This is a genomic window from Streptomyces sp. NPDC058464 (genome assembly GCF_042721035.1).
GTDB lineage: Bacteria > Actinomycetota > Actinomycetes > Streptomycetales > Streptomycetaceae > Streptomyces.
In genome coordinates this window covers 18,360-28,520 of sequence record NZ_JBHXMA010000077.1, presented here as the reverse complement: position 1 = coordinate 28,520, position 10,161 = coordinate 18,360, and the positions used below count along the sequence as shown (strand labels likewise).

General features: G+C 71.7%; 10 protein-coding genes. 5 read left to right on the top strand and 5 right to left on the bottom strand.

Translation table 11 applies throughout. The features are described 5' to 3' along the window. From ACFWPQ_RS49635 to ACFWPQ_RS49620, 4 genes are all read right to left on the bottom strand, one after another. Nucleotides 1-496, bottom strand: a 496-nt coding sequence (locus tag ACFWPQ_RS49635) for a beta-ketoacyl synthase N-terminal-like domain-containing protein (protein WP_384051284.1), incomplete at its 3' end; no start/stop codon positions are given. Beyond that, nucleotides 493-1,761, bottom strand: coding sequence for a beta-ketoacyl-[acyl-carrier-protein] synthase family protein (locus tag ACFWPQ_RS49630; RefSeq protein ID WP_384051281.1), 1,269 nt, complete (start codon nucleotides 1,759-1,761; stop codon nucleotides 493-495). The genes ACFWPQ_RS49635 and ACFWPQ_RS49630, both read right to left, overlap by 4 nt. Next, nucleotides 1,758-2,171: a cupin domain-containing protein gene (locus tag ACFWPQ_RS49625; RefSeq protein ID WP_361292936.1), complete on the bottom strand. Its 414-nt coding sequence runs from the start codon at nucleotides 2,169-2,171 to the stop codon at nucleotides 1,758-1,760. Before ACFWPQ_RS49625 ends, ACFWPQ_RS49630 begins: the two co-directional genes overlap by 4 nt. A 39-nt stretch (nucleotides 2,172-2,210) precedes the next feature. Continuing rightward, complete coding sequence (locus tag ACFWPQ_RS49620) at nucleotides 2,211-3,281, bottom strand: SchA/CurD-like domain-containing protein (protein WP_384051278.1); 1,071 nt, start codon at nucleotides 3,279-3,281, stop codon at nucleotides 2,211-2,213. A 213-nt stretch (nucleotides 3,282-3,494) separates the two neighbouring features. Here ACFWPQ_RS49620 and ACFWPQ_RS49615 point away from each other — a divergent pair, with 213 nt between their 5' ends. Next, nucleotides 3,495-5,144 (top strand): FAD-dependent oxidoreductase, encoded by a 1,650-nt coding sequence (locus ACFWPQ_RS49615; RefSeq protein WP_384051275.1) that lies wholly within the window; start codon nucleotides 3,495-3,497, stop codon nucleotides 5,142-5,144. Nucleotides 5,145-5,176: 32 nt separating this feature from the next. Here ACFWPQ_RS49615 and ACFWPQ_RS49610 read toward each other — a convergent pair whose 3' ends face one another. Then, complete coding sequence (locus ACFWPQ_RS49610) at nucleotides 5,177-5,647, bottom strand: RDD family protein (protein WP_384051272.1); 471 nt, start codon at nucleotides 5,645-5,647, stop codon at nucleotides 5,177-5,179. A 212-nt stretch (nucleotides 5,648-5,859) separates the two neighbouring features. Between ACFWPQ_RS49610 and glnA the strand changes: the two genes are divergently transcribed. The 4 genes from glnA to htpX all read left to right on the top strand — a co-directional run bounded on the left by glnA (nucleotide 5,860) and on the right by htpX (nucleotide 10,160). Next, nucleotides 5,860-7,269, top strand: a complete 1,410-nt coding sequence (gene glnA, locus ACFWPQ_RS49605; protein WP_361292928.1) for a type I glutamate--ammonia ligase — start codon at nucleotides 5,860-5,862, stop codon at nucleotides 7,267-7,269. A gap of 100 nt (nucleotides 7,270-7,369) precedes the next feature. Then, nucleotides 7,370-7,627: a hypothetical protein gene (locus ACFWPQ_RS49600; RefSeq protein ID WP_384051269.1), complete on the top strand. Its 258-nt coding sequence runs from the start codon at nucleotides 7,370-7,372 to the stop codon at nucleotides 7,625-7,627. Nucleotides 7,628-7,731: 104 nt separating this feature from the next. After that, nucleotides 7,732-9,141: a HEAT repeat domain-containing protein gene (locus ACFWPQ_RS49595; RefSeq protein WP_384051266.1), complete on the top strand. Its 1,410-nt coding sequence runs from the start codon at nucleotides 7,732-7,734 to the stop codon at nucleotides 9,139-9,141. Nucleotides 9,142-9,239: 98 nt separating this feature from the next. Next, complete coding sequence (htpX, locus tag ACFWPQ_RS49590) at nucleotides 9,240-10,160, top strand: zinc metalloprotease HtpX (protein ID WP_384051263.1); 921 nt, start codon at nucleotides 9,240-9,242, stop codon at nucleotides 10,158-10,160. Nucleotide 10,161: the final 1 nt, after the last annotated feature.

Here is a 10,161-nt window from a genome sequence, read left to right as displayed (position 1 = left end):
CGACCACCGAGCAGGGGCCCTTGAAGCCGCGCCGGATGGAGATCTGGCCGGTGCTGGCCGCGTAAAACCATGCGATGGACTGGTAGGGGCCGACGAACCGGCTGCCCTTGCCCCAGAGCTGCTGGAGCTCGCGCTGGCCGAACTCGCCGCCGCCGGAGCCCGCCGCGGTGACCACGCCGATGTCGAACGGGGAGCCTTCGGTGTCGGCGCGGCCGAGGCGGGCGTCCTCGAGTGCCAGGTCGGCCGCGGCCATCGCGAAGTGCGTGAAGCGGTCGGTCTGGACGATGAGGCGTTCCTCGACGGCGGCCGCCGGGTCGAAGTCGCGGACTTCTCCGGCCACCTTCATGGGCAGGTGCTCGCAGCCGTCGCGGGTCACCTTGTCGAGGACGTTGCGTCCCTCCTGGACGGATTTCCAGAAGGTCTCGGTGCTGGTTCCGTTGGGCGCGACGACACCGATGCCGGTGACGGCGGCCCTTCGAGACCGGGGTTCGCTCATGGTGTCCGTCCTCTCTGCCGGGTCAGGATCACCGCGGACTGGAAGCCGCCGAACCCGCTGCCCACGGACAGGACGCCGCCGAGGCGCCGTTCGCGGGCGACCTTCGGCACGTAGTCGAGGTCGCACTCGGGGTCGGGGGTCTCGTAGTTGGCGGTGGGCGGGACGACCTGGTGGGCCAGGGCGAGCACACAGGCGACGACCTCGATCGCGCCGATGGCGCCGAGCGAGTGGCCCACCATGGACTTGATGGAGCTCATGGGCGTGCTGTAGGCGTGCTGTCCGAGCGCCTTCTTGACGGCGGCGGTCTCGTGGCGGTCGTTCTGCCGGGTGCCGGAGCCGTGCGCGTTGACGTAGTCGATGGCGGTGGGGTCGAGGCGGGCGTGGTCCAGGGCGGTCTCGATGGCGCGGGCCATCTCCAGCCCTTCGCTGGTGAGACCGGTCATGTGGTACGCGTTGCCGAAGGTGGCGTAGCCGTCGAGCTGGCAGTAGATGTGCGCGCCGCGGGCCTTGGCGTGCTCCAGCTCCTCCAGGACGAGTACCGCGCCGCCCTCGCCCATGACGAACCCGTCGCGGCGGTTGTCGAAGGGCCGGGAGGCGTGCTCGGGGTCGTCGTTGTTCGGGGAGGTGGCCTTGATCGCGTCGAAGCAGGCCATGGTGATCGGGGAGATCGGCGAGTCCGAGGCGCCGGTGATGCAGATGTCGGCGCGGCCCTCCTGGACGGTGTGGAAGGCGTAGCCGACGGCGTCCAGGCCCGAGGTGCAGCCGGTGGAGACGGTCTGGACCGGACCCTGGGCGCCGAATCGTTCCGCCACCGCGGAGGCCAGGGTGCTCGGGGAGAACGCCCGGTGCAGCTGGGGCTGCGCCTGCCGGTGGTCCACGTCCCAGCGCTGACCCGCGCCGCTCACCAGGACGTAGTCGTGCTCCAGGCGGGTGGTGCCGCCCACGGCCGTACCCAGGGAGACTCCGATCCGCCAGGGGTCCTCCCGGCCGATATCGAGCCCGGAGTCCCGGACCGCCTCGTCACCGGCGACCAGGGCGAACTGTATGTAACGGTCGGCCCGTTCGATCTCCTCGGCGTCCAGGCCGTGCGCCGCCGGGTCGAAGTCGCACTCGGCGGCGATCCGCGATCTGAGGCCCGAGGGGTCGAAGAAGGTGATGCCGCGCGTCGCGGTCCGGCCCGAGGCGAGCAGATCCCAGAACGCCGGTACGCCCACACCCCCCGGAGCCACGATGCCTATGCCCGTAACCGCCACGCGCCGGGTCACGACCGGACCTGCCCCACGGCGACGGCTTCCGTCTCCTCGGTGTCGACGTGCCCCAGGCTCGGGCGCGGCGCCAGCGGGCCGAGGTGGAAGACGATCCGGGCCTCGACGTTGCCCACGTTGCGGAAACGGTGCTTCATGTTGATCGGGATCATCAGTCCCTGCTCGGGCCGCAGCGGGTGCGGTTCGCCGTCCAGGTCGACCTCCATGTCGCCGCAGACGACGTACACGAACTCCTCGGAGTACGGGTGGTAGTGCTCGGCGATGCGGTCGCCCGGCTGCACGATGGCCACACCCAGGAAGCCGCTGGTGGAACCCACCGTGGCCGGGGTGAGCATGGCGCGCAGGTCCCCGCCGCGCCGGGTGTTGGGCTCGATCTCGCTGAGGTCGACGATCTTCGGAATGGGCTGCATGTCTGCGTTCCTCCGTGGGGGTGAGGCAGCGGTGAGGGGTCAGGCGTCCGGCGAGCGGCGGTCGGTGATGAGCTGCATCCGCACCGTGTCGCCGTCCAGCAGGGCGGTCAGCGCGTGGGCGGGGGTGACGTCCACGGGCGTCCCGGGCCGCTGCTCGACCAGGCGTACGACGACGTCGTCGCGCTGGAAGACCGTGCTGTGCAGCACCGGGCTGGCCGGGTCCTCGGCCGCGGCCTCGTCCTGCTGGGCGAGGAGCTCCGCGAGCCGCATCCCGCAGCCCGGGCGGGCCGGGTAGTACAGCGCGTACCGGTCGCCCTCGGCCGGCTCCTCGGCGCCGACGTGGTGCACGGCCGGCAGCGCCGCCCGGGTGAAGAACACCCGTGCGGACTCCTGGTCGTCGAGGTCGCGGTCCTGCTCCAGGTAGGGGTTGATGGCCTCCTCGACGGCCCGCACCTCGGGCTGCCGGGCGACGTGGCGCAGGGCGGCCATCAGCTCGCCGCGCACCTCGATGGCCCGCACCACCCGGTTGCCGTGCATGAACAGGGAGGTGCGCAGGAGCCGGGTGGAGTCGTCGACCTTCGCCTGGGGCGAGGCGTAGTCGGCGAGGATCTTCGCGACCTTCGCCTCGCTGCCCGGCCGGACCGTGAAGGTGAGCGCGTGGCGGATCACGCCGTTGCCCATCCGCGGGTGGGCCTGCAGGACGCGTACGGCGTCGGCCGACGGTCCGCCGGTCTCCCGTACGACGTGGAAGCGGAGCGAGCGGGTGTCGCGCACGCAGTTGTGGAGCGGCTTCACCATCTCCACGTGCTCCTCGCTGTTCACCCAGGCGAGGAACGGCGGGGCGCTCTCCCACTCGCTGGTGATCAGCCACTGCGAGGGGTTCTCGATCGACTGGCAGAGCTGGTCGCTGACGTGGCCGGGCACCTGGGCGACCTGGCTGCACAGCTGCTCGTAGGCCTCCAGGAACTGCTGCTGCGCGCCGTCGTAGACGTCCACCAGCAGGACGACCCGGAGCCGGGAGCCGTCGAAGACGGACTGGGAGACCCGGGTCGACACCGGGCGGGTCTTTCGGGTCGGCTTTTCCGAAACCTTTTCCGAGATCGTCGTCATGCTTCGCACATCTCCTTCGCGGGGGCAGCGGCCTGCGCCTCGGCCGATGACGCGGCGTCAGCGCTTCTTGATCCTGTGCCGGTCCTCCGAAGCGCGCGACTCGCGTGAACCAGGTGGGTGATTGAGTCCGCGGAACCCCTCCCCGGGGGGCCCGGAGGGGCATGGAAGTTCCAACCGCACCTGACGCACCAACACCCGCCTCTGGAGTGCCCGATGCACCGGAACACCGATCACCAGGTCCCCGTCCTCGTGGTGGGCGGCTCCCTCGTGGGGCTGTCCATGTCCCTCTTCCTGGGCCGTCTCGGCGTACGCCACATGCTCGTCGAGAGACACTCCGGGACCTCGATCCACCCACGCGGCCGGGGCAACAACGTGCGGACGATGGAGCTGTTCCGGAGAGCGGGCATCGAGCCGGACATCAAGGCCGCGGCCTCCCTGCTCGCCGACAACCACGGCATCCTGCAGACCCCGACGCTGGTCGGCGACGCCGGCGAATGGCTGTTCAAGGAGATCGACCCGGGCGGCGGACTCGCGAGGTTCAGCCCCACGGGTTGGTGCCTGTGCAGCCAGAACGACCTCGAACCGGTGCTCCGCCAGGCGGCCGAATCGCTCACCGGCGAGCTGCGCTACTTCCACGAATTGGAGTCCTTCGAACAGGACCCCGAAGGAGTGACGGCGTACGTCCGCGACCGTGACTCCGACCGGATGTACACCGTCCGCGCGGACTACCTGGTCGCGGCCGACGGCCCGCGCTCCCCGGTCCGCGGCCGGCTCGGCATCGGCCAGACGGGCCCCGGCGACCTGTTCGCGAACGTCAGCATCACCTTCCGCTCCAAGCTGCTCGCGGGCACGGTCGGGGACCGCCGCTTCATCTGCTGCTACCTCACCGACCCGGAGGCCGACGGCGCCCTCCTGCCCGTCGACAACAGGGAGCGCTGGGTCTTCCACGCCCCGTGGCACCCCGAACGCGGCGAAACCCTCGACGAGTTCACGGAGGAGCGGCTCACCCGGCACATCCGCCGGGCCGTCGGCGTCCCCGACCTCGACGTCGAGATCACCGGCCGGGCCTCCTGGCGGGCGGCCGAACGGGTCGCGGAACGGTACTCGTCCGGGCGGGTCTTCCTGGCCGGCGACTCCGCGCACGAGATGTCCCCGACCGGGGCCTTCGGCTCCAACACCGGCATCCAGGACGCCCACAACCTGGCCTGGAAGCTGGCGGCGGTCCTCGACGGCTGGGCGGGTCCCGGGCTCCTCGACTCCTACGACGCCGAGCGCCGCCCGGTCGCCCTCGCCACCAGCGCCCGCGCCTCCGCCCGCTCGGTGGAACACAGCCACCCCGGCTTCGCGCCCGCCCCCGGCATCGGCGCCGGCAGGCGCGGCGGCATCCTCAACATCGTCCTCGGCTACCGGTACCCGAAGGGCGCGGTCCTCGGGGCCGACCCCGGCCAGCCGGTCGTACCCGACGGGATGAACCTGACCGGCCAGCCAGGCAGCCGGGCCCCGCACCTGTGGCTGCGCCGCGCGGGCGAGCGCGTCTCCACGCTGGACCTGTACGAACGCTCCCTGGTCCTGCTGAGCGACGCGGAGTCGGCCGGCGGCGCGGCCTGGCACGCGGCCGCCCGGCGGATCGCGGACACGGAGCGGCTGCGGCTGGACACGTACCGGATCGGGGCGGCGGGGTCGGCGGCCGATCTCGTGTACGACGCGGAGGGCGCCGACTGGGCCGAGGCGCACGGGACGACGGCGGACGGGGCGGTACTGGTCCGGCCGGACGGGTTCGTGGCCTGGCGCTCGGAGGGCGCCGTGCCCGACCCGGAGGGGGAGCTGCGGGAGCTGCTGGGGCGGGTGCTACGGAGGAGGTGAGCCGGGGTGGGGGCGGGTCTTCCCGCCCCCACCTACATACGGACCTCTACCGTCTTCGCCAGCCGGTCGTGCAGCCCCCTGCCGTCGCGGTCCCAGACCAGTGCCGGGATCGCGAGGCACAGCAGCACCGTGCGGGCCAGTGCGCGCAGCGGCTGCACGCGGCCCGTGCCGACGCCCACCACCCGCAGCCGGAACAGCCGCTTGCCCGGCGTGAACCCGAGCGTGCCCACGGTGAGGACTCCCAGGACGAAGAAGACGAGCAGCGCCCAGTTGCCGGTCGACGCCGGGTCGTAGCCGTTGGTGATCAGGCCGTATGCGATCAACTCGCACAGCGCCCAGTCCACGACCAGCGCACCGAGCCGCCGTCCCGGGCGGGCGATGGAGCCCGGCCCGTCCTCCGGCAGACCGAGCTGCTCGCCCCGGTACCCGAACTCCACACCTGCGTCTTCCATGGCCGCGCGGGGCCCGGAGAGCCACGATCCGATTGCTTGCCTGTTGTCCACCCGTCAACGGTACTGCCCCGGTATCCGCCCGGGGTCCGGCGGGGTGTCCCGGGGCTACCGTGGAGCCGAGCCCGGTTAACTTCAGCGAAACAAATGGGTCACGCCCGAGAAATCACGCGTCCCTAGGGTCGTGGACAACGTGTGCCACCGCACTGGCCGCACGAACGAACTACCACCCCGGCACGGGAACGGCCGGGAGTAGGAGGAGCTGGATGTTCCAGAACGCCGACGAGGCCAAGAAGTTCATCGCGGACGAGGACGTCAAGTTCGTCGACGTCCGTTTCTGCGACCTGCCGGGCGTCATGCAGCACTTCACGCTGCCCGTCGAGGCGTTCGACCCGGACGACGAGCTCGCCTTCGACGGATCGTCGATCCGTGGCTTCCAGGCGATCCACGAGTCCGACATGGCGCTGCGTGCGGACCTGTCGACCGCCCGGGTGGACTCGTTCCGCCGGGACAAGACGCTCAACATCAACTTCTTCATCCACGACCCGATCACGGGCGAGCAGTACTCCCGTGACCCGCGCAACGTGGCGAAGAAGGCAGAGGCCTACCTGGCGTCGACCGGTATCGCCGACACCGCGTACTTCGGCCCCGAGGCCGAGTTCTACGTCTTCGACAGCGTCCGTTTCGCCACCTCGGCGAACGAGAGCTTCTACCACATCGACTCCGAGGCCGGCGCCTGGAACACCGGTGCCCTGGAGGACAACCGCGGTTACAAGGTCCGCTACAAGGGCGGCTACTTCCCGGTCCCGCCGGTCGACCACTTCGCCGACCTGCGCGCCGAGATCTCCCTGGAGCTGGCCAAGTCCGGCCTCCAGGTCGAGCGCCAGCACCACGAGGTGGGCACCGCCGGCCAGGCGGAGATCAACTACAAGTTCAACACGCTGCTCGCCGCCGCCGACGACCTCCAGCTCTTCAAGTACATCGTGAAGAACGTGGCCTGGCGCAACGGCAAGACCGCGACCTTCATGCCGAAGCCGATCTTCGGCGACAACGGCTCGGGCATGCACGTCCACCAGTCCCTGTGGGCGGGCGGCTCCCCCCTCTTCTACGACGAGGCCGGCTACGCGGGCCTGTCGGACACCGCCCGCTACTACATCGGCGGCATCCTGAAGCACGCCCCGTCGCTGCTGGCCTTCACCAACCCGACGGTGAACTCGTACCACCGTCTGGTCCCGGGCTTCGAGGCGCCGATCAACCTGGTGTACTCGCAGCGCAACCGCTCCGCCGCGATGCGTATCCCGATCACGGGTTCGAACCCGAAGGCCAAGCGCGTCGAGTTCCGCGCGCCCGACTCCTCCGGCAACCCGTACCTGGCCTTCTCGGCCCTGCTCCTCGCGGGCCTGGACGGCATCAAGAACAAGATCGAGCCGGCCGAGCCGATCGACAAGGACCTCTACGAGCTGGCTCCCGAGGAGCACGCGAACGTCGCCCAGGTCCCGACCTCCCTCCCGGCCGTCCTCGACTCCCTGGAGCGCGACCACGAGTTCCTGCTCGCCGGTGACGTCTTCACGCCCGACCTGATCGAGACGTGGATCGACTTCAAGCGCGCCAACGAGATCGCCCCGCTGCAGCTGCGTCCGCACCCGCACGAGTTCGAGCTGTACTTCGACGTGTGATCGGCACCTGAGCCTCTGCGGCGCCCCCGTTCCTGTTTCTCAGGGCGGGGGCGTCGTCGTATCGTGCGTCTGTACTCATGTTCGATACGGGGGAGCCGGGATGTCCCGACAGGGCGACGAGAAGGACGAGTTCGACCTCAGGTGGGCCGCCGAGGCGGAGCACAAGGAGCCGTCCGCGCGGGCGCGGATGCTCGCCGCCCGCTGGAAGGAGAACCCGCCGGAGCCGGCGCCGTTCCGGGCGGATCCGGGGCCGGTGGCGCCCCGGCGGTCGTCGTGGGGGTCGACGGCGCTGGTGCTGGGGTGCGTGGCGGCGGTGATCCTGCTGCTGGGGTACATACAGACACGGGCGCCGTACTAGGAACCCGGCGCGTCGGCCCGCCGTCGGCCTCGGGTAATCGGCGCGACCCGCGTCCGCCTGTCCGCCTACCATCGCCCGAACGGCAGGCGGAACGGAGTACGGGGATGCGCGAGGAGTTCGAGGACGGCGAGGCCGTGGCGCTGCGGCTCGCCGAAGGGGCCGCGCCCGGCGACGTCATCGACGGCAACGGTCCGGGCGGCTGGCTCGCCCTCGACTCCGGTGCGCGGTCCTGGCTGCTGCGGGACGCGCTGCCGAGCCGTGCCGAGATCGACGGCGCGCACCGGAACGCGCTCACCGAGTCGCGGACCGCGCTGGCCCTCTGCCACCGGGACGGCCGGATCAGGGAGGCGGCGCTGGAGACGGCGGCGCGGTTTCCCGCGCTGCTGCCGCTGGTCGTCGTCCGCTGTGCGGACTGGGTCGCGCCGGTGCAGGAGCGGGCCCGGCAGCTGCTGCGCGAGCGCCTCGACGTGGACGCCGCCGTCGCGCTCGCGCCCCTGATCCTGCTCCTCGGCCGGCGCGGACGCGGCGCCTTCGCCGTCGAGGTGCTCGGCGACGTCCTGCGGGGAGCGTCCCGCGAGCAGCTCGGGCGGCTGCGCGCCGACGGCGACCGCACCGTCCGGCGCTTCGCCCACCGCCTGGCCGTGGCGGAAGGAACGCTGTCCGCCGCCGAGCTGGCCCAGGCCGCAGCCCGGGACTCCGACCCCGCCGTCCAGACCCTCTGCGCGGAGGCCGCGGTGGCCCTCGTACCGGAGGGCACGGCCGCCGACGACGTGCTCGGACCGCTGCTGGCCGCGCGCGGGCCACGGGTCCGGTCGATCGGGGTGACGGCACTGCGGCGGGCCGGACGACCGGAGCGGGCGGCCGGCTTTCTCGCCGACCGGTCCGGTGCCGTACGCGCCTGCGCACGGTACGTGGTACGGCGGTACGGAACCGATCCGCTGCCCTGGTACCGGCGCCGGGTCGCCGACGCCGACGACCCCGCGTTGCCGCCCGGCGCGGTCATCGGGCTCGCCGAGTGCGGGGAGCGGGCGGACGCCGGGCTGCTGGCACCGCTGCTCGCCCACCCCTCCCCCGGCGTGCGGGCGGCTGCGGTGGCCGGGTTGCGGATCCTCGACATCACGGACCTGCCGCGGTTCCGGGAACTGCTCGACGACCCGGCTCCGGGCGTCGTCCGGGCGGCGACCGTGAACCTGCTGCCGTCCGCCGGGTCACTGGACGCCGGGTGGCTCATGGACCGGCTCGCGGCGGGCCGGGCGCGGCATGTGCGGGTCGCCGCGTTCCGGCTGCTGGACGCACGGGGCGGACTCGTGCGGCTGCGGGCCGCGGTCGCCCTGCTCGACGACCCGGACGGGAAACTGCGGGGCTGGGCCGAGCGGTCCGTCCAGCAGTGGCACGCGACGCCGGACGTGCCGCTCGGCTCCGAGGAGGTGGCGGCGCTGCTGGACCGGGGACGGCATCTGTTCAGCGCGTGGGTGCTGACCAGGCGCAAGCGGGAGGCCGGCGTGCCGGGCTGAGCCTTTGCCGCTACTAGGGCCGTTCGGAACCTCCCCATGGGACGGCGCAGGTGCACACTGGACAGCGGGACGAGTGCCTGACTGCGGGGTGGTGCAAGATGCAGAGCCGCTTCCGGAGCGACCGGCGGCTGACCGTGCGGATGACGGTCACGCTGTTCCTGCTCGGGTTGTTGTACGTCGGTTTCGTTGCCGCGCTGATCGTGCTGCTGAAGTCGTGGCTGCTCGTCGTCGTCCTGGTGGGCGCGATGTTCGTGGCGCAGTTCTGGTTCTCCGACCGGATCGCGATGTTCGCCATGCGCGGGCGGGTCGTGGAGCGGGAGGAGTATCCCGAGCTGCACGCCGTGGTGGACCGGCTGTGTGCCATCGCGGACATGCCGAAGCCGGTCGTCGCCGTCTCCGAGATGGACATGCCGAACGCGTTCGCGACCGGCCGCAATCCCGATCACGCGGTGGTGTGCGTGACGACGGGGCTGCTGCGCCGCCTGGAGCCCGCCGAGCTGGAGGGTGTGCTGGCGCACGAGCTGTCGCACGTGGCGCACAAGGACGTCGCCGTGATCACGGTCGCGTCCTTCCTCGGGGTCATCGCCGGGCTGATCGTGCGGTTCGCGTTCTACTCGCAGCTCTTCGGCGGCGGCCGCCGGGACCAGAACACGGCCGCCGTGTTCGCCGCCGTCATCGGGGTCTCCGCGGCGGTGTACGCGATCAGCTTCCTGCTGATCAGGGCGCTGTCCCGGTACCGGGAGCTGGCCGCCGACCGGGCCGCCGCGCATCTCACCGGCCGGCCGTCCGCGCTGGCGTCGGCGCTCACCAAGGTCTCCGGCGACATCGCCCGGATCCCGACCAAGGACCTGCGCACGGCCCAGGCCTTCAACGCGTTCTACTTCACCCCGGCGACCGGCAAGGAGCCCGGCATCGAGCGCTTCTTCTCCACCCACCCGACCCTGGAGCAGCGCCTTGACCAGCTGGGGCGGATCTCTGCGGAGCTGGGTGAGGCGGCGACGCCCGGAAAGGCCGGGTGAG